Here is an 18,458-nt window from a genome sequence, read left to right as displayed (position 1 = left end):
TTTTGGACTGCACAGACAGATTGGAGTTCTATAGCCTGCCCAGTCGATCCTCGTCGTCCACAACAGTCAGCCGCGTATCCGACCCGTTCCACCGCCAGAGGACGAGGTTGAGGTTCGCCGGTGTCGTCCCAGGTGCGAAGCTGCGTACCAGCAAACCGGCAAAACCGTCCTTGATCAATTGCGCGGCCAGGTCTTGCGTCGGGACAGCGCGTCGGTCCAGCATGGCCGATCGCCAACCGGGATCACCCAACGCGGGCGCAGTCATTCCGTATTGGGCCAAGGCGGCCTCTTCTCTGGTGTCGAAGATCGGGCCTAAATCCGCGTGGTAGGACACCAGTATCGTCGGCTGCAAGTCCCCGACCTGATTGGCCTCGCGCAGGGCCGTGGCCGGGTCCAGCGCCGTGTAGAGCGCGGGTGTGCCCTTCGCGTTGAACCGACCGCCATACTTCTCAGCCCCACGACCCGAGAGGGGCTCGCGTGCGTAGACCGGGTTTAATGCGCGAAAAAGCGGCCCGCGATACCAGCCCCCGTCAAGCGGCATCAGGCATAGACACCGGCATCGACGGCATCAATGTACTCCAACACCTGCTGCGCCTTGCCCTCCTGCACCAGCTGCATTGCGGTACGCCCGTCAAAGCCGGGCAGAGGTTCCGAGCGATACCAGGCATAGGCGATCAGATCCGAGCCAAAACGCGGTTGCACTTTGTTGAGAACTTCGACCAGTTCGCGCAGGCGGCGTTGGGTCTTGTCGGATTGAATGCGCGTGCGGCGTTGCAGGGCATCCTTACCCAACCCCACTGTCAAGGCGACCTCTTCGGCGGATGTACGCAGAGCCGCCGCGATTTTCCGAGGCTCAAACAGCCCGCCTTCGGCGAATTGAGCAATCTGCATGCTACCCTCCGATCCTGTTACTTTGACAGTATATAGCGTCACTATCGCTGATTTTCAAGGATACATACCGTGTCGCTGCGTCTCGAACCTCATCAAACCCCTTGGCAGACGACATGATCCTCACCAACTTGGGACCACCCGTTGATTGACGACAGGCTGAGCTGCCCTTTTACCTGTTCGCAGCCTCGGGTATGAGGTCTCAAATGGCAAGAAAACAGCAGGAGCCCGTCCATGTCGTTTCATCGCACCGCTTTTGCGGCATTGTTCGCGGCCGTGTTGCCAGCCGTCAGTTGGGCGCAATCAGAAAGCGCACCGTCTGAGGCGCTGTCCGTCGAATTGAACACAGCGCAGAATGTGGGCAACGCCTGCCGACTGACCTTTCTGGTGCAGAACGGAACTGGAGTCTCAATCGACAAGGCCGTGTTCGAGACAGTGATTTTTGACACTGAAGGCGGCGTGGTTAGCCTGTCCCTGTTCGATTTCCGAGATCTTCCGGCGGATCGACCGCGCGTGCGGCAGTTTGATTTGCCGGGAAGGGATTGCGCGCAAGTGGGCCGGGCCTTGATCAACGGTGCAAATACCTGCGTGGTCGACGGTGCGGATAGCACTATCTGTCGCGATACGCTCAGCCTTAGCAGCCGGGTCAAAGTGGAGCTTTTGGGATGAACTTCTTGGGCACTTTGCGTGAAATTCTGGCGCTTGGCGGGCCGGTGGTTGGTGTCTTGATCGTGATGTCGGTTCTGACGCTTTCAGTCACGCTGTATAAATTGTGGCAGTTCGCGGCTTGTGGTGTTGGTCGCCACAAGGTCCTGTCCGAAGCTCTGGCTGCCTGGGACGCAGGAGATCGCGCCGCAGCGCGTACTCGGCTGAACGACAGTAGCAGCTACCTTGCGCCGATCGTTGGCGCAGCGATGGATGGGGTCGACGTGCCTGGCGTGGATGACCGTTTGGATGCCGAGGCTGGTCTGGCCTTGGCCGGGTTGGAGCGCGGCTTTCGACTGCTGGACACGGTGGCGCAGCTTGCCCCGCTGCTTGGCTTGTTTGGAACAGTGCTTGGCATGATCAACGCGTTCCAGAGCCTGCAAACCGCCGGTTCCTCGGTGGACCCGTCGCTGCTGGCCGGTGGTATCTGGGTCGCCCTTGTGACAACGGCTGTAGGACTTGCGGTGGCGATGCCGACCTCGATGGTTCTGTCCTGGTTGGAAAGCCGCACATCGCGTGAGCGGGTCTTTGCGGACAAAGCGCTTCGGACGATTCTGGTGCCCGGTCACGCGCTGCAGGCAACGGCCGGGGCACAGACCCCGCGCGCCGCCCCCGAACATGCGTAACACGGCGCCCTTTGTTAGACGCCCCTTGTCGATGACGCCGTTAATCGACGTCATCTTTCTGCTGCTGCTGTTCTTCATGCTCTCATCCACATTTTCGCGATTTGCTGAGATCGAATTAACGCAGGCCGCTGCTGGCAGTGGCGCGGGCACTGCGCCAGCAGACAGAGTGTTCTTGCAGCTTGGTCCGGATCGGTTGGTTCTGAACGGTGCCTCGATCACGTTGGATGATCTGCTGACACAAGTTGAGACCGGGCAGGTTCTGATCAGCCTCGACGCTGATACCTCGGCGCAGCGTCTTGTCGATGTATTGGTTCCTCTACGAGGTCGCGACGGGTTGACCGTCACGGTGTTGGAGTAGGCCGATGATCCGCCAGACATCCCAACGCCGCAGACGCGACTCTACAATCCCGCTGATCAATGTGGTGTTTTTGATGCTGGTCTTCTTCCTGATCGCCGGCACCGTGGCCCCCCCTTTGGACCCCGATCTTGAGCTTGTGGACACTGCAGAGTTGGAGGGGCGTGAGCCGCCCGATGCGCTGGTCCTGCATGCGGACGGATCGCTCAGCTTTCGCGGGCAAGCCACGGACGCCGAGACCTACATGGCGGATCTTGAGGGCGAAGAGGTCCGCATCGTGCCGGATCGCGCGGCCTCGGGCCCGCGTCTGATAGAGGTGACAGGTGCGCTGCGGCGTGCAGGGGCGAAATCGGTCTTTCTGGTCACGCAGCAGGCGATCGAATGATCCGAACCTCGGCCATCATCGCCGCTGTGGCCGTTCTGGTTTCGCTCTTGTTGCATATTCTGGGGCTGAGCATGACCACAGCCAGTCTGACCCATTCGGCAAGCGTTGTGGGCGATGAGGAAGATGCAGTGACCCTTGGCACGGCCTTTGAGGATTTGGCTGAGCAGGTACCCGAGCCGATCGAGCCAGAAGAAGCGGAAGTGCCCGAACCTCCCGTCGAAACCTCGCCCGAGCCTGAAGAAGCGGAGATTCCGACAAGCGAAGCTCTGGTTGCTTCGCCCGATCCGCAAGAGCAGACTTTCGCGCCCGACACCGGCGCCTCCAATGGCGGTCAGGCCGAGGTGCCAGAGCCGGAGGTGACCGAATCCGTTGACCAGTCGGAGACGCAAACGGCAGCAAGTGATGAGGTCGACGCAACGCCCTTGGCCGAGCCATCTGATGTCGTCGAAATCCCGCAAGCCAGTGCCGCAGAGTCGGTTGAGCCGGTCGAAACGCCAGAGGCCGAGCAACTGGCCGCGTTGCCGCCCGTCGAGGTTGCGCCTGTGCCGCTGGAACAAGAGGCTGTTGAGCCAGAAATCGCGGTGGAGCCTTTACCGGAAGAAGCCGAACCTGTGGAGGACAGCGAAGGCACCGAGCAGGCGGTGGCAACTTCTCTTCGACCGCGTTTGCCCAATCGGACGCCCTCGGACGAGGTTCAACCTGCGCTGCCCGGTACGCGCAATTTCGACAACCTGAAATTCCCCGAACAAACCATTGAATCCCCACTGGCGGCCTATCAGCGCGAAGGTATTGACGCGTTCACCCGCAATGACCGGGGCAACCAGTCCGGAGGGCGAGGGCCGGGCAATTCCACCACGACCAACTATGCCGGCCAAGTTCTGGTGCATCTGAACCGCGCGCCTCAGGTCTACGCACCGGTTCGCGGCTATGCGCAGGTGTTCTTTCAGATCGACCCGGATGGCTCATTGGCCTGGGTCGAGGTCATCACCAGCTCGGGCTCGGACCAGGTGGATCGGGCTGCGAAGGAGCAAGTCAGGGGGGCCGCACCTTTCCCGCCGCCGCCCGGTGGCGTCAGCCGCAAACTGTCCTTTTACTACCAGAACGGCTGAGCCTAGCGCGGTCCGCGCCGTTGCTGCGCACCGCCATCTTTGCGCATGGTCAGGCCAATCCGTTTGCGGGGGACGTCAACCTCGACAACGCGTACCTTCACGACCTGACCGGTTTTGACAACCTCATGCGGGTCCTTGACGAACCGATCCGCCAATTGACTGACATGGACCAACCCGTCCTGATGAACGCCGATATCCACGAAGGCCCCGAAAGCGGCTACATTGGTTACCGTTCCCTCCAGCAGCATGCCAGGTTTGAGGTCGGTGATCTCTTCTATGCCGTCCCGGAACGAGGCGGTGACGAAGCTGGGGCGCGGGTCACGGCCCGGTTTTTCAAGCTCGGCAAAGATATCGCGCACGGTGGGCAGGCCGAAGGTCTCATCGGCGAATTGTTCAGCCCGCAAGCCCTTCAGCGCCCCGTCATGCCCCATGATCTGACGGATATCCCGACCGCGGGCAGCGACCACGCGGCGGGCGACGTCATAGGCTTCGGGGTGGACTGAGGACGCATCCAGCGGTTCCACTCCATCGCGGATGCGCAGAAAACCTGCGCATTGCTCAAAGGCACGTGGGCCAAGGCGGTCGACCTTCAGCAAGTCTTTGCGGGACTGGAATGCACCATTGTGATCTCGGTGCTGCACGATGGTCTCGGCCAAACCGGGACCAAGGCCCGACACATGCGACAGCAGTGGGGCCGAGGCGGTGTTCAGGTCGACACCAACCGCGTTCACCACATCCTCAACGACCGAGGCCAGCGACTGGGACAGGCGATGCTGGTCCACGTCATGCTGGTATTGCCCGACGCCGATGGATTTCGGTTCGATCTTCACCAACTCGGCCAACGGGTCTTGCAAACGGCGCGCGATTGAGACCGCGCCGCGCAGGGATACGTCCAGATCCGGGAACTCTCGCGCGGCCAGTTCCGACGCGGAATAGACCGAGGCCCCGGCCTCGGATACAACTGTTTTGGTGGGGGCTTTGACCGATTTGGGCAATAGGCTGAGTGTGTCTGCGACCATCCTTTCGGTTTCACGGCTGGCGGTGCCGTTGCCGATGGCGATCAGTTCGATCTGATGGGCCGAGATCAGGTTCAAGATCGCCGCCTGCGCCCCCCGCAGATCGTTTTTTGGTTGAAACGGATAGAGCGTATCCGTTGCCACCACCTTGCCGGTGGCATCAACCACGGCGGCTTTGACGCCGGTTCGAATGCCTGGATCCAAACCCAGCGTGGGACGTGCACCCGCCGGGGCCGCAAACAGAACATCCTTGAGGTTGCGCGAAAACACCTGAATCGCCTCATCCTGCGCCCGACTGCGCAGGTCGGCCATCAGCTCAACCATCATCGACAGGGACAGCTTTACCCGCCATGTCCAGCCCGCAACCTTGCGCAACCACTTGTCGCCGGGGCCATCGCCACGAGTTTGTAGATGCGAGGCAACAATTGCCTCAGCCCGCGCCGCGCCCGCCTCCGGCTCGGGTGCGATATCCAGCGTGACGATCCCCTCTTTCGAGGCTCGCAACATGGCCAGCGCGCGGTGCGAGGGGGCAGTCGCCCAAAGCTCGGAATGGTCAAAATAGTCGCTGAACTTCGCGCCTTCCTTTTCTTTGCCCTCAACGAGTTTTGACGACAAACGCGCCTCTTGCTGCATGAAATTGCGAAGCTCACCCAGCAGAAGGGCGTTTTCGGTCAGCCGCTCGGTCACGATGTCACGGGCGCCGTTCAAGGCGTCCTTGGTCGTTTCGACAGCCTCGGACAGATAGCCCTGAGCAAGGGCCTCGGGGTCGGCATTGCGGTCGGCCAGAATAGCGTCGGCCAGCGGCTCCAGCCCGTTTTCGCGGGCGATCATCGCCTTGGTGCGTCGCTTGGGTTTGTAGGGCAGGTAGATATCTTCCAGCTGCGCCTTGGTCTCGGCCCCGGCGATGGATTTTGCCAGATCGTCCGACAGTTTGCCCTGATCCTTGATCGACGTTAGGATCGTCTGCCGCCGCGCCTCTAGCTCTCGCAGATAGGTCAACCGGTCCGAGAGGGTTCGAAGCTGCGTATCGTCCAGCCCGCCCGTCGCCTCTTTGCGATAGCGGGCCACGAAGGGCACAGTCGCGCCTTCGTCCAGCAACCGAACGGCCGCCGAGACCTGATCCGCGCGCGCGTTGATTTCGGTGGCGATTGTGCGGGCGATACGGTCCAAGGGGGCCTCCTGATGCTGGGTCGGAAGGACTTCTTAGACAGCGTTTTGACAGAGGGGAAGAGGGTCAGCGCATTGGGGCAAGATTTCCTGAAACGGTCTGCCCCTATGCCTGTGTTCGAGGCCTGGCCGCTGATCCAGCCGGGCGTTGGCGTGCCTTAGAGGCACTCAGCCAATGTGTTCGCCATATTGCGCAGAAGTTGGGGATAGAGCGCCGGGCCGGGTTCCAGTTCCGTGCTGAGGGGATCAATCACGCCTGTGTTTGCCTCAGTTCCCTCTAGCACAGTTGCGATCAGACCAGAGTTGAACTGCGGTTCAGCAAGCACGCAATCAATCCCTTCGTCGCGAATACGCGCTTGAATCTCCGCAATGCGCGCAGGGCTTGGATCGGAGGCATCGCCGATCGAGATCGCGCCGGATGCCGGGATGTCGAAGTCATTTTCGAAATACTGATAAGCGTCGTGGAACACGATGAAGCTACCACCTTTTACCGGGGCCAGCGTCTCTGCGATCTCGGCTGACAGCGCTTCCATCTCGGCGCGCGCCGCGGCTGCGTTCTCAAAGTACTTGCCTGCGTTTTCAGGGTCAGCAGCCGAGAGTTGAGCAGCAATCACATTCAGCCATGTGCTGGCGTTTGCAGGCGACAACCAGGCATGCGGATCGTGTTCGCCATGCGCGTGGTCATCTTCCTTGTCATGGTCGTGATCGTCGTGACCATGTTCATCCTTGTGATCGTCGTGATCATCATGGGCGTGTTCGTCTTTGTGGTCGTCTTGATCGTCATGCGCGTGTTCGTCCTTGTGATCATCACCATGATCTTCGTGACCGTGGTCGTCATGATCCTCGTCATCGCCGTGATCATGCGCTTCGAACAACGCGTCCTCGCGGAAGTCCAGCAGAGTGGTTCCGTCCGCCTCCAGCAGCGACGTAACAGCCGCGCCGCCAGCGAGCGTTTCCACGGCGTTTTCCATCCACGGCGTCAGATCTTCGCCGATCCAGAAGATCAGATCCGCCTCTTGCAGAGCTGCCGCCTCGGACGGGCGCAGGTTGTATTCATGGGGTGAGGCACCCGGCTGAACGATCAGGCTGGGTTCGCCCACGCCGTCCATCACGCGGGCCACAAGCGAATGCACCGGGGCAATATCAACGGCCACATTCGGGACGTCAGCCATGGCGGTTCCGCCCAGCAATGTAGCGGTGATCGAAATGGAAAGGAGGTTTCTGGACATTGGACCCTCTGTGTGATTTTATAACATTTGATCGCGGCATATATGATATAAGATAACATGACAAGTCAGAGGCAACAGAACTCGACCAGCGAAGCTGCGCCGGTGGGGTTCCATGATCATGACCACGTGTCCTGCGTGGAAACCGGCCTTGCCATGGCCGAGGCTAAGTGCAGCGCCGAGGGCTTGCGCCTGACGCCTGTGCGTCACAAGGTGTTGGAAATGCTGTTGCAGAAACACAGGGCGCTTGGTGCCTATGCCATCCTTGATCGCCTGCGGGACGAGGGGTTCGGCTCGCAGCCCCCTGTGGCCTATCGCGCCTTGGATTTTCTGGTCGAGAACGGGTTTGTCCACAAGATCGAACGTCTGAACGCTTTTGTGGCCTGCGCCCATCCGGGGGCAACGCATTCGCCGGTATTCATGATCTGCCGCGGGTGCGACGCGGTGGCCGAAGCTTCCTCGGCCGTTGATAGCGGGGCCCTTGGCGATGTCGCCCGTGCCGTGGGTTTTGAAATCGAACGTACTGTAGTAGAAGCCGAAGGTCTCTGCTCTGACTGCACCGAAAAGGCCTAGCAATGTCCCTTGTTACCGTTGAAGACCTGAGCGTGAGCTACGGGGCAAATACCGTGTTGCGCCATGTCCATATGATCATCGAACCCGGTGAGATCGTGACAATTGTTGGGCCAAACGGGTCCGGTAAGACAAGCCTTCTGCGCGCCATTATCGGGGCCACCAAACCGGCCAAAGGGTGCATTACGCGCAAACAGGGCCTTCGGATCGGTTACGTTCCGCAGAAGCTGCATATCGACCAGACCTTGCCCATTTCAGTCGAGCGCTTCATGCGTCTGACCAATCACGTCAGCCGTGCCCGCTGCGCCGAGGCGCTTGAGGAAGCAGGCGTTCCCGATCTGTTGAAGCGGCAGATGACACAATTGTCCGGCGGGCAGTTTCAGCGCGTGTTGCTGGCGCGTGCCTTGATCAACCACCCGGATATCCTTTTGCTGGACGAAGCGACGCAGGGTTTGGATCAACCCGGTTCAGCGGCCTTTTACCGGCAGATTGAAACCGTGCGTCGCGAGACCGGCTGCGCCATTTTGATGATCAGCCACGAGTTGCATGTGGTCATGAGCGCCTCGGACCGGGTGATCTGCCTGAACGGTCATGTCTGCTGCGAAGGTTCGCCTGCTGTTGTGGCCTCAGCCCCTGAATATCGCGCCTTGTTTGGGACAGGGACTGGAGGAGCGCTGGCGCTGTACAGGCATGACCACGATCATCATCATGACCACGATCATAGCTCTCAGGACGCTGCAGAATAATGCTGGATGATTTTATGACCCGCGCGACTTTGGCCGGGATTGGTGTGGCTTTTGCGGCGGCTCCGCTGGGATGTTTCGTGGTCTGGCGCCGAATGGCCTATTTCGGCGACGCAACCGCACATGCGGCCATTCTGGGCGTTGCCTTGTCACTGACCTTTCAGATGTCGGTTTTCACGGGCGCTTTGGCCGTAGCTTTGGCAATGGCGTTGACAGTTACGTTGCTGTCCGGGCGGGGATACGCGATGGACACACTATTGGGCGTTCTGGCCCACTCTGCACTGGCCTTTGGCCTCGTCGCAGTGTCATTCCTTTCAGGTGTTCGCATTGACCTGATGGCCTACCTTTTCGGCGATATTCTGGCCGTTTCGCGCACGGACCTCGCCGTGATCTGGGGCGGGGCGGCACTGGTCGTTGCCCTGATCGGATGGCGCTGGTCGCAGTTATTGACTGCGACCCTGAACGAAGAACTGGCCTATGCTAGCGGCTATGATCCCAAGCGCGAGCAGTTGATCCTGACCCTGTCTCTGGCGGTAACTGTTGCGGTGGCAATCAAGGTCGTGGGCGTTCTTCTGATCGCAGCTTTGCTGATCATTCCGGCGGCCGCTGCGCGCAGCCTCGCCCGATCGCCCGAGTCCATGGCCTTGATCGCCGCGGCCATCGGAGCGGTTTCCGCCGTAGCCGGTTTGCGGGCCGCTTACGTGTTCGACACACCTGCAGGGCCGTCAATTGTGTGCGTCGCTGCAATCCTGTTTGCCTGTTTCAGCCTGATGGGATGGAAAGGTCACAAGCGATAGAACGCCCTACCTTTCATTGAAGGCCCGCTCCAAAGTCAGTTGGACCGGTTTCAACAGATAGCTGAGAAGTGTCTGCTCACCCGTTGTCATCTCGGCCACAACGGTCATACCCGCCTGCAGCGGACGGTTGAACGCGCCGTTGCCGATAGTTGAGTCCGCCAGAACGAAGGAGGCCCGGAAATAGGTCTCGCCAGTTTGTTCGTCGGTCATGGGCAGGGGATGCACCGACTGCAACCGTGCCTCGACCTTACCAAAGCGGCGGGCATCGAACGTATCGACGCTGATCGCCACCGGGTGTTCCGGGGCCACGTGCCCCACCTCGGAATTGGGAATGCGGGCCTCGACCATGAGGTTCTGCCGGGTCGGAAGCAGTTCAAAGAGCGTTTCGCCGGGGGCAATCACCTCACCGGGATTGGGTGAGGCCACCGACTGGATCACGCCACGCACCGGAGCGATCAGGCGCAGGTCGGCGAGTCTGGCCTCTACGAGTTTCTGCGAGGTCTGCAACTGGTGATGTTCGTGTTCCAGCGCGTTTATGCGGGTAAGCACGTCCTCTCTCAGCGTCAGCGCCTCTTCTGCGACGGCCGCCTTTGCAAGGGTCAAAGTGTTTCGTGCCTCGGCGGCGCGGACACGGGCGTCCTCGGCAGCGGCGCGCATGGCGTCGACTTCGTCTTCTTCTTCCAGAAAATCACTGAGAGATTTCAGTCCCTGTGTCTGCAGCTTCGCGTAGCGATCCAGAACCTGCTCTTTCTTTGTGACCCTTTGGCGCGCGAACTCTGCGGCGTCTTCAAGAATTTGCAAGGTCTTGGTTTGCTGCTCAATCGAAACGCGCTGAACCTTCTGGCTTTCCAGGAATAGCTCAATACGGGCCGCCGCCGTCGTCAGACCTGCATTTCTGAGCGTTTGTATCTGGGTCGACCTCTGCGGAGCTTCACCTTCAAGCATGGCCAGCACGGCCTGTGCATTTTCTAGATCCCGCGCGACAGAGGAGGCTTGCGCGGACAGGACCTCCATCTCTTGTGTTAGCTCGGGGTGGTGCAACTCGACCAGGACATCACCGATTTCCACAGTTTGACCGTCCTGAACATGGACTGAACGGACAATCCCGCCTTCCATGGTTTCGATCTGAACATAGTGGCCCATCGGAACGATAGTGCCCGACGCGCGTGTGATCTGTGGAACATCGGTCCGCCATGACAAAGCGATCAGACTGGCAAGAAAACCGGTGATAGCAAGCGCGAGAAACGCCGCGAACCGAGGCGCGCGGGCACGCTTTCGTCGTGCGCTGCGGTCCAGCGGTCCTTCTCGGTTTGCGGACTTTGTTCGGAAAACCATCGTCAAGCTCCAAGCGTTTTCAGGGTGGCCAACATCTTCTTTCGCCCGACATCTCCGGTGTCGTTCACAGCAATCTGACCTGCGTTGAGATAAATGAAGCGATCGGCGATGTTCAGAAACGATCGATCTGCTGTCGCGATAATCACCGTGCGATTTCCGGCCTGCTCTTTGACCCAGGTTTTGAATGCTTGACGGCGCGTGTCGCTCAATCCGTTTGTCGGTTCCGAGAACAGGTAGACCGAGGCTGGTCGCGCCATGCTGCGTGCAAGGGTAAGAGATTTCAAAATCTCATCTGGCATTTGTGAAAGGGCTTCGTCGGAAAGACGCGTCTGCAAACCGTCTGGCAGAATGCTGTGCCCTTGTCGTAAGCCCATCCGATCCAGCGAGGCTTGAATTTCGATGTCGGATAGAGACGGCGCGGCCAAACGGAAATTCTGCGCAACTGTGCCATAGAACAGTGATTTCTCGTAAGTCGCGTAGGTGACCGACTTGCGCAACTCGTCCCGTGCGATCTGGCGGATGTCGATCCCGTCATGCTTGATCGTTCCCCCAATCGGGGACACCAGACCATCGATCAGATCTAGAACAGCCGACCGCGCGGCCGTGTCGCTGCTGAGCATGACCACGACTTCACCAGGTTTAAATGACAGGCTGACTTGCGACAGGGTCGGAGAGCGAAGTGGATCCGGGCGATGTGTCACCGTGGAAAATGAAATGGGACCGTTCAGCGCTTTTTGGTGGGACCGGCCGAGGCCAAGCTCCATCTCTTGTGGCAGGGACAGCACCCGGTCTGCCTGCTCGCGGCTGGCTTGGAAAGACAAAATCTGCGGAAAACCGGAATACAGCGCCTGTAGTTGTCCAAAGATCTTTGACACCAACGCGATTGAGGCGATCAGAGCTCCAAAACTTAGTGTGCCGGACATGGCGGCATGGGCGCACAATATAATTGCACCGGTTGTGGCCAAGCCCCCAAGTGTTTGCCCCAACGATTGTGCAAGTGCCTGGAATTGCCGAGCGCGCTTTTTGCTTTCCTCACCGGTTTCGATCAAGGGCATGCAGCGCTGAAGCCAGCGCGTTTGCATGCCGAGGCTTGCGAAGGCGCCTTGATGGACGATCGCGTCCTGTACCGCCAGCTGGCTGAGCGCCACGTCCTGTGCGGCTTTCTTTTCAAGCTGTTTTTGACGAGGGATCGTGATCAATCCCACTATCGCCAAAGCCACTGCCAGCCCAAGTGTCCAAAGCCCAACGCTTGGCGCAAGATAGAGCAGACCGGCGAGGAACAGTAAGGCGAACGGCAGGTCCAGAAGCGTGGTGATCATCTGCCCTGTAAACATCTCTCTTAGCGCCTCGAACTGGCGGAACCGAGACAGGTGCTGATTGACGTCCGAGCTTTGCATTTGGCCCAGTGGCAGGGACATCAGTTTTCGGAATAAGGCTGTCATCAGCTTTTTTTCACCGCGCCAGCCAATATATGTCAGCGCGCGCGTACGCATATGCCGAAAGCCCATGTCCGTTGCCGCGACGACGGCGACCCCAACGGCCAAGGATAGCAGCATATCGACCGATCCCGACGGGATGATCCGGTCGTAAACGGCCATGATGAGCAGCGGGGCGAAAAGGCCAAGGACGTTGCTTAGCATGGAAACAAACAAAAGACCCGGCAGGATCGGGCGGAGGTCGCGAAAGGCCTGTGATACGGTGATCTGCGTTTTCGCGGAGTGGTCATAGGCAAAACGATCGATCCGAAACAGGGTGCACCGGTGACGCGGAAGCTTTTGAAACCGCGGATTTTCCGCCTTTACGTCATCAACCAGTACATGCGCGCCTTTGCTGTAAAGCGCGAGAAAGGCTGGCCCATGATCGGGCAGCACGAGGGCAGGACAGTCCGAGGCCGCGATCTCGTGCATCCGACACCTGATCTGCGCGAATGGTATTCCGAGATTATCCAGGGTTTGTGCAATGTCTCTCGGTTGCAGGCGTTGGGAAAAGTGTGGAAATGCTTCGATCAGGCTGTCTTGGTCATGTTTCCAGCCACTTGCCTGCAATAACGACTGGAAAAGCTGAGTGGTTTTTTCAATCGTCAAAGTGTTCATGCGGCACCTCTCTTAATGCGGGACGCTTCATCAGTGTCCTGATGGGCATCCTCTTGCCATTGAAGCAGATCGGAGGTCTGGGGATCACCCAGCTGGGCGGATTGATCTGTCAGCTGCCGCAACCGGGGGTCGGGGCTTGCGACAACCAAAGTGGGGCATGGCGAAAGCGTTTTCAGACAGTTGGCCAAGGCCTGACGCTCAGGTGCGTCCAGAACTGACGAGGGTTCATTCATCAGCAATATCCGAGGGCGCAACGCAAGGGCTCGGGTCAGCGCGATCATCTGTCGGTTGACCGGATCGCCTTCAAAACTGGACCCCTTGCCCAGTTGGGTGTTGTAGCCTTCTGGCAGCCGATGAACACGCTGCTCCAAACCAAGCGTGGCGGCAAGCTGTTTGGCATGTTCAGCCGTATCGACGCCGCCAAACGCGGTCAGATTGTCCAGCAAGGTTGCTGAAAGGATCGCAGGGTCGCGCTCCAGCGCCACTATCCCGCCCCGACCAACAAGGGCGGGCCGTTCAGTTGTTTCAACTTCATCTATCAGGCAAGAGCCAGCGTTGGGCTTTTGATAGCCCAGAATGGTCGCAAAGAGGGCATCGACCATCCAGCTTTCTTCCGCCTCTATCAGTATTCCAGTGCCAGCTGGCAGGTGAAAACTCGCGGGGCGACTGGAGGTCTCTTTGTTTTGCGGGTGTGACAGGCATAGTCCTTCGACCCGCAGATCACCTTTGAGCTTTTTGTGCCCGATCCAGCTTGGCGGTTGCTGAGAGATACTGTCCATTTCGCGCAGTTTCCGCCAGGACAAAGCGACGCTTTCTGACTGAACCCATATCGCCATGATCTTGGTTAAAGGCTGAATGATACGACCATTCAAAAGCATGCAGGCCGCCAATTCGGCAATCCCGGTCATGTTCTGGATGACGAGATAAGCCCCTAGTAAGCCCATTGCGGCAACCATGATCTGCCCGAAAACAGCGCCAAAACTCTGCGCAAAACCCGAGAACAGGATCAGCTTGCGGCTGACCTCTACGGTCTGGTCCTCCAACAACTCAAACCTTCGGGCCATCTGAGGCTCCATCCGGTTGGCTTTGACCGTGGACAGGTTGGACAGAAGGGCCGAGAGGAACGCATAGCGACGCGAGTCCAGAGCCTTGCGACGCGCGAACAGGGACCATTGCAAGTGTTTCATTACTCCCGCAAACAATAAAACGATACAGAACGCGGCAACCGGGACCAGAGCCAACCACCCTCCGATCAAGCCGATCATGAGGGCGAACAGGATGGTAAATGGCAGATCAATGGCGAGCGTCTGGCTCTGACCTGATTGGTGTTCTCGCAGTTGGCTGATCGCCATGTAGCGGTCAAAATAGGTGCTGGCGGTGTCTTGGGAGAAGTGGATCGGGTTTGCGTTCAGAACCTGTTCAAGGAACCGGCGCTGGCGGGTGACAGCACTCTCTTCGGCCCCGGTTGTCAACAAAACAGAACGTGCCCATCGCAACAAAAACTCAAGCCCAGCCCCGATCACCAGTACCCAGGTCAGGATGCGCAACGTTTCGGTCGACTGAAAGGGGATAATGCGGTCGAAGATCAGCAGAATGGTGATTGGCGCAAGAAGGGACAAGATGTTCAGGGAAAGCGACGCCGCCAGTAGCGGAATACCCATCCGCAGCCTTGTTCTGCGCTTGACTGCTTTGTTCGCTTTCATGTGTTCACGCCCGTTCATTTGTCCCCAAGTTCTGAGGTCGAGGCCTTTAAGAACGTGTAAACATCAGGTCGCGTGATGTGATGAATTTAGAAAAAATTGCAAGTATTTCAGTAACTTTCGCGAAAGCTCCACGTGCTACTGGTTTTTGGGAATCGTCTGTAGGTAAATCGGGGTTTTGCAATGAAAAAGCCGGACATCAATCTGAATTTTCAAGCGAATTCCGCGAAATCTGAGCAAAGCGAAAAGCAAGATATTACAGAAGATCTTTCACGGACACCTGCAAATTCGGCTGAGGACCAGACCAGGAGTACTCTGCATACGGGCGAACAGGCACAAGGGGTGCTGGATGATGCTCAGACCAGTGGCGGGGCACCTTCAGCTGGTGTCACTTTCGCTGAAAACGCGATGGTTGAAGAAGGTGCTTTTTTAGACAAAACAAGCGTGCCGCAAAGCGTTGTCGCACGGGCTGTGTCGTCTGTGAATACAAGCCCATCTGGCGAAAGTGGGCAATCGGACTATCAAGGGATGGTTTCCTCTGCGGACACAACTGTCGGACCGCTTCCTACTGCCAATATATCGGCCGAATTGCCCGAAGCTACGCCTGCGGTCGAGCCGAATACGCCCACCCCTCCAACAATTCCTGCGGCCTTGCCCTCTCAGCCACTGGAAGACCAAAACCAAGCCCCCAAGGATGTCATGCTCAACGGCTCAGGCCTGACAGAGAACGATGAAGGTGCGGTGGTCGGGACCATAACGGTGTTTGACACGGATTCGGATGGGCCGCATCAGTTTGAGGTGTCTGACCCTCGGTTCGAAATCCTCGACGGTCAGTTGCGGTTGAAACCCGGCGTTGCGCTCGACCATGAAAACGCAGGCAGTGTTGAGGTGGATGTCACCGTCACGGATGAAGGCGGGTTGAGCTTGACTGAGCGTTTCACAATCGACGTTTCGGATGTGAACGAAGGCCCGGAAACAGTGTCGTTGGACAGTACGATAGTGGCTGAAAACGCGATAGGGGCAGCGGTGGGAAATATTTCCGTCGTGGACCCTGATCGGAATGACGCCCATAGGTATGAGATCTCGGATGAACGCTTTGAAGTCTCGGGCGGGCAATTGCGCTTGCGACCGGGTATCTCGTTGGACCACGAGGGCGAAGATCACATTGAAATCAGTATCAAGGCGACCGACGCTGGAGGCTTGAGCGTCACCGAAACATTCTCGATATCGGTTCAGGATGTCAACGAAACGCCGATTGATCTGACTGTTCAAAACGGAACGGAAAACCTGATCCGGAACGGCAGTTTTGAGGTATTCGACCTTGCACAGGGCCGGTGGACGGGGTTTGAAGATGATCAATCCGGTGCCTGGACCGATACCAACGGGATCGAGATCTGGGACCGCTTGGGGGGGCTGCAGGCCTCGGACGGTGATCAGGTGATGGAGATGGACCATGGCTGGGGCATGGATAGCATCTCTCAGGTTGTGCAGACGCGAGAGGGGCAGCTCTATGATCTGGGCCTCGACCTGCGCGAACGCCTTGCGAATGGCACCGATACGGTTGAGGTGTATTGGAACGACACTCTGGTTGCGGAACTTGATCCCAAATCGTCGGATTGGGAGACGTTCCAACTGCAGGTTGTCGGTACAGGGCAAGACAAGCTGGAACTGCGTGAGGCCGAAGGCCAGAATGACTCTTATGGCGCGTTGGTTGACAATATTACTCTGACCGAAGCGCAACTGACCGTGGTCGAACATGTCGCGGGTGCCGTGATTGGACAAGTGCGGTTCGATGATCCCGATCATGGTGATACGCACCGCGTCGAGGTCTCGGATGACAGGTTCGAAGTGATCGGAGCGCAGTTGCGTCTGAAACCAGATGTTGCGCTTGATCGCACTGAGGCTGAGGCCTTGACCATTGACGTGACTGTCATCGACGAAGGTGGGCTAAGCACGACCGAGACAGTTTCGATCTCTGTTGCAGACAGGCCCGACATGTCGATCAGTACCGGGTTTCATGCCAAATATTTCGAGGCCGACCACCGCGTATCGCGACTTGAGGACGTGAACTGGGACGCGCCCGCCACGCATCAAGAGGTTACGACGGAGATTGACTACGAAGTTAGCCGCGGGTCCTTTTGGGAAGACGGGTCGCGAAACACTTTTGGCGTTGAGGTCTCCGGAACGGTACAGGTTTCCGAGGACGGGACGTTCATTTTCCATCTCGGAGCAGACGAAGGCGCGATGCTTTTTGTTGATGGTACACAAGTCATCAATGAGGACGATTCACATGGATATCAAACACGCACGGGCCAGATTGACCTCGAACCCGGAGCGCATGCTATCGAGGTTCGCTACTATGAGAATTCGGGCGAAGCAGGCCTGAAACTGGAATGGGATGGCCCCGGCCTTGACGGCCGACAGCTTGTTTCGGCCCCGGATGTCGCTCAAGCGCAGGTCGTGGCGGGGACTCCGCTCGCTTTTGATATCGACACAGCAGCTCTGGAAATTGGCCACGATACCCTGTTTTCCTTGGATGGATTGCCGCCGGGAACGCAGGTTGAAGCGGACGGTCAGACCCATGCTGCCGGTCCAGACGGGACAGTAGAAATGGGCAGCTGGCAGGGGGGAGCGCTGACCATAGAACCTCCATTCGATTTCTCGGGCCCTATTGATATGGGGGTACGTTCCTCCACTCCAACCGAATTAGGTGGTAGCCAAGACGCTGTCCAGACAGTGTCGTTCGAGGTTCATCCGGCGCAGGTTTTTGCCCCGACTGCGCAAGTGACTGGAGGATTTCAGGCCAGTTACTTCGATGTGGAAAGTAGGTTGTCGAAGTTGGACGACATTGATTGGAGTGCTGACCCGACCCATCAGGAAATCGTGTCTGAAATTCACTACAATAACAGCGCTGACTCGTTCTGGGAAGGCGGATCAAAAGACACATTCGGCGCCCGCTTGGAGGGGCGCGTTTCGGTCGAAGAAGGCGGCACATACACGTTCTTTGCCGGAGGGGATGATGGCGTCGTATTATTCGTCAATGGTGTCGAGGTGATCGAGAATGATGGTCTGCACGCCTATAGGACCCGAGCCGGCCAGATCGAACTCGACCCCTGCACCCACGATATCGAGGTCAGGTATTTCGAAAACTACGGGCATGCGGGGCTAAAACTGGAATGGGATGGCCCTGATACAGAGGGCCGCGCCCTAGTCCAGGCGGATCCGGGGTTGGCGATTGAGGAAAATGGGACCTTGGCGCTTGGCATTGACCTGACGGGTGCCAGCGATCAGGCGGATGTGGCAATTGAGGGGTTGCCAGCCAACAGCCTGATTGTAGGCGCAGAGGCCGCGGTGATGTCGGATGGGGGGCCGGTTGATGTGAGCGGCTGGGATATCGGCTACCTTGAAATCTCGCCACCACCGGGGTTCGAGGGCGCAATTGAAGGCCAGATCGTGATCTCGGATACCGACTTTAACGGCGCGCCGGTGACATCGACAACCGCGTTTTCGATGGAGGTTGGAGATGTTGATGCGCTTACGAAACTCGATGCGCCGGATGAATTCGCGTTTTTTGCGAATGCCTCGGGCAATGGGGATGTAGCATCTTGGGATGCTGATTCATCCGACGCTGCGCAAGACGACACAGACGATGTTCTAAATGAAGACGTGATCTCGCCATCACACGCCGAGATTACGAGTATCGAGACAGAGGCCAATGAAAGGGTCGATTGGTAGCCCGCGGC

Annotated in this window: 16 protein-coding genes; 9 read left to right on the top strand and 7 right to left on the bottom strand. The window is 58.4% G+C overall.

Annotated features, from left to right (window positions below):
• Positions 1–28: 28 nt before the first annotated feature.
• Positions 29–541, bottom strand: a complete 513-nt coding sequence (locus tag ACR0C3_RS15275; protein ID WP_480759246.1) for an RES family NAD+ phosphorylase — start codon at positions 539–541, stop codon at positions 29–31.
• Positions 541–891, bottom strand: coding sequence for an MbcA/ParS/Xre antitoxin family protein (locus ACR0C3_RS15270; RefSeq protein WP_170378480.1), 351 nt, complete (start codon positions 889–891; stop codon positions 541–543). Before ACR0C3_RS15270 ends, ACR0C3_RS15275 begins: the two co-directional genes overlap by 1 nt.
• 231 nt (positions 892–1,122) lie before the next feature.
• Here ACR0C3_RS15270 and ACR0C3_RS15265 point away from each other — a divergent pair, with 231 nt between their 5' ends.
• From ACR0C3_RS15265 to ACR0C3_RS15245, 5 genes are read left to right on the top strand one after another with little or no spacing between them, the layout of a single operon-like run.
• Positions 1,123–1,557: a hypothetical protein gene (locus tag ACR0C3_RS15265; protein ID WP_170467392.1), complete on the top strand. Its 435-nt coding sequence runs from the start codon at positions 1,123–1,125 to the stop codon at positions 1,555–1,557.
• A complete protein-coding gene (locus tag ACR0C3_RS15260) occupies positions 1,554–2,219 on the top strand; it encodes a MotA/TolQ/ExbB proton channel family protein (RefSeq protein WP_480759244.1) in 666 nt (221 codons plus the stop codon). Before ACR0C3_RS15265 ends, ACR0C3_RS15260 begins: the two co-directional genes overlap by 4 nt.
• A gap of 31 nt (positions 2,220–2,250) precedes the next feature.
• The gene (locus ACR0C3_RS15255; RefSeq protein WP_170378693.1) at positions 2,251–2,577 is read left to right on the top strand and encodes a biopolymer transporter ExbD; all 327 of its coding nucleotides are present in this window, start codon (positions 2,251–2,253) and stop codon (positions 2,575–2,577) included.
• A 4-nt stretch (positions 2,578–2,581) separates the two neighbouring features.
• Positions 2,582–2,959, top strand: coding sequence for an ExbD/TolR family protein (locus tag ACR0C3_RS15250; protein ID WP_480759242.1), 378 nt, complete (start codon positions 2,582–2,584; stop codon positions 2,957–2,959).
• On the top strand, positions 2,956–4,068 hold the full coding sequence (locus ACR0C3_RS15245) for an energy transducer TonB (protein ID WP_480759240.1): 1,113 nt from the start codon (positions 2,956–2,958) through the stop codon (positions 4,066–4,068). The genes ACR0C3_RS15250 and ACR0C3_RS15245 overlap by 4 nt, the downstream gene beginning before the upstream one ends.
• Before the next feature lie 2 nt (positions 4,069–4,070).
• On the opposite strand, the gene ACR0C3_RS15240 is transcribed toward ACR0C3_RS15245, so the two are convergent.
• Positions 4,071–6,254, bottom strand: coding sequence for a Tex family protein (locus ACR0C3_RS15240; protein ID WP_480759238.1), 2,184 nt, complete (start codon positions 6,252–6,254; stop codon positions 4,071–4,073).
• 155 nt (positions 6,255–6,409) lie between these two features.
• Positions 6,410–7,480, bottom strand: a complete 1,071-nt coding sequence (locus ACR0C3_RS15235) for a zinc ABC transporter substrate-binding protein (RefSeq protein WP_480759236.1) — start codon at positions 7,478–7,480, stop codon at positions 6,410–6,412.
• 57 nt (positions 7,481–7,537) lie between these two features.
• On the opposite strand from ACR0C3_RS15235, the gene ACR0C3_RS15230 reads away from it, so the two are divergent.
• From ACR0C3_RS15230 to ACR0C3_RS15220, 3 genes are read left to right on the top strand one after another with little or no spacing between them, the layout of a single operon-like run.
• Positions 7,538–8,050 carry a transcriptional repressor gene (locus tag ACR0C3_RS15230; protein WP_480759235.1) on the top strand — a complete coding sequence of 171 codons (513 nt, stop codon included), beginning with the start codon at positions 7,538–7,540 and terminating at the stop codon, positions 8,048–8,050.
• Positions 8,051–8,052: 2 nt separating this feature from the next.
• Positions 8,053–8,793 (top strand): metal ABC transporter ATP-binding protein, encoded by a 741-nt coding sequence (locus ACR0C3_RS15225; protein ID WP_480759233.1) that lies wholly within the window; start codon positions 8,053–8,055, stop codon positions 8,791–8,793.
• Entirely contained in the window at positions 8,793–9,587 is a 795-nt protein-coding gene (locus ACR0C3_RS15220; protein ID WP_480759232.1) for an iron chelate uptake ABC transporter family permease subunit, read from the top strand. The genes ACR0C3_RS15225 and ACR0C3_RS15220 overlap by 1 nt, the downstream gene beginning before the upstream one ends.
• A 6-nt stretch (positions 9,588–9,593) precedes the next feature.
• Here ACR0C3_RS15220 and ACR0C3_RS15215 read toward each other — a convergent pair whose 3' ends face one another.
• From ACR0C3_RS15215 to ACR0C3_RS15205, 3 genes are read right to left on the bottom strand one after another with little or no spacing between them, the layout of a single operon-like run.
• Positions 9,594–10,922, bottom strand: coding sequence for an HlyD family type I secretion periplasmic adaptor subunit (locus ACR0C3_RS15215; RefSeq protein ID WP_480525950.1), 1,329 nt, complete (start codon positions 10,920–10,922; stop codon positions 9,594–9,596).
• Positions 10,923–10,924: 2 nt separating this feature from the next.
• On the bottom strand, positions 10,925–13,015 hold the full coding sequence (locus tag ACR0C3_RS15210; protein ID WP_480759230.1) for an ABC transporter transmembrane domain-containing protein: 2,091 nt from the start codon (positions 13,013–13,015) through the stop codon (positions 10,925–10,927).
• Positions 13,012–14,718, bottom strand: coding sequence for an ABC transporter transmembrane domain-containing protein (locus ACR0C3_RS15205; RefSeq protein ID WP_480759229.1), 1,707 nt, complete (start codon positions 14,716–14,718; stop codon positions 13,012–13,014). The genes ACR0C3_RS15210 and ACR0C3_RS15205 overlap by 4 nt, the downstream gene beginning before the upstream one ends.
• A 180-nt stretch (positions 14,719–14,898) precedes the next feature.
• Between ACR0C3_RS15205 and ACR0C3_RS15200 the strand changes: the two genes are divergently transcribed.
• Positions 14,899–18,450, top strand: a complete 3,552-nt coding sequence (locus ACR0C3_RS15200; RefSeq protein WP_480759227.1) for a PA14 domain-containing protein — start codon at positions 14,899–14,901, stop codon at positions 18,448–18,450.
• The last annotated feature ends 8 nt before the right edge of the window (positions 18,451–18,458 follow it).

Source organism: Ruegeria sp. CK3 (assembly GCF_056536565.1).
The sequence above is the reverse complement of the archived record's forward strand: the minus strand, read 5'-3'. Positions and strand labels throughout refer to the sequence as shown.

Coding starts and splice junctions, on each gene's coding strand:
- ACR0C3_RS15265 (WP_170467392.1), top strand. CDS start 1,123: ATGTCGTTTCATCGCACCGCTTTTGCGGCATTGTTCGCGGCCGTGTTG.
- ACR0C3_RS15220 (WP_480759232.1), top strand. CDS start 8,793: ATGCTGGATGATTTTATGACCCGCGCGACTTTGGCCGGGATTGGTGTG.
- ACR0C3_RS15250 (WP_480759242.1), top strand. CDS start 2,582: ATGATCCGCCAGACATCCCAACGCCGCAGACGCGACTCTACAATCCCG.
- ACR0C3_RS15230 (WP_480759235.1), top strand. CDS start 7,538: ATGACAAGTCAGAGGCAACAGAACTCGACCAGCGAAGCTGCGCCGGTG.
- ACR0C3_RS15205 (WP_480759229.1), bottom strand. CDS start 14,718: ATGAAAGCGAACAAAGCAGTCAAGCGCAGAACAAGGCTGCGGATGGGT.
- ACR0C3_RS15235 (WP_480759236.1), bottom strand. CDS start 7,480: ATGTCCAGAAACCTCCTTTCCATTTCGATCACCGCTACATTGCTGGGC.
- ACR0C3_RS15260 (WP_480759244.1), top strand. CDS start 1,554: ATGAACTTCTTGGGCACTTTGCGTGAAATTCTGGCGCTTGGCGGGCCG.
- ACR0C3_RS15215 (WP_480525950.1), bottom strand. CDS start 10,922: ATGGTTTTCCGAACAAAGTCCGCAAACCGAGAAGGACCGCTGGACCGC.
- ACR0C3_RS15275 (WP_480759246.1), bottom strand. CDS start 541: ATGCCGCTTGACGGGGGCTGGTATCGCGGGCCGCTTTTTCGCGCATTA.
- ACR0C3_RS15200 (WP_480759227.1), top strand. CDS start 14,899: ATGAAAAAGCCGGACATCAATCTGAATTTTCAAGCGAATTCCGCGAAA.
- ACR0C3_RS15270 (WP_170378480.1), bottom strand. CDS start 891: ATGCAGATTGCTCAATTCGCCGAAGGCGGGCTGTTTGAGCCTCGGAAA.
- ACR0C3_RS15245 (WP_480759240.1), top strand. CDS start 2,956: ATGATCCGAACCTCGGCCATCATCGCCGCTGTGGCCGTTCTGGTTTCG.
- ACR0C3_RS15255 (WP_170378693.1), top strand. CDS start 2,251: ATGACGCCGTTAATCGACGTCATCTTTCTGCTGCTGCTGTTCTTCATG.
- ACR0C3_RS15225 (WP_480759233.1), top strand. CDS start 8,053: ATGTCCCTTGTTACCGTTGAAGACCTGAGCGTGAGCTACGGGGCAAAT.
- ACR0C3_RS15210 (WP_480759230.1), bottom strand. CDS start 13,015: ATGAACACTTTGACGATTGAAAAAACCACTCAGCTTTTCCAGTCGTTA.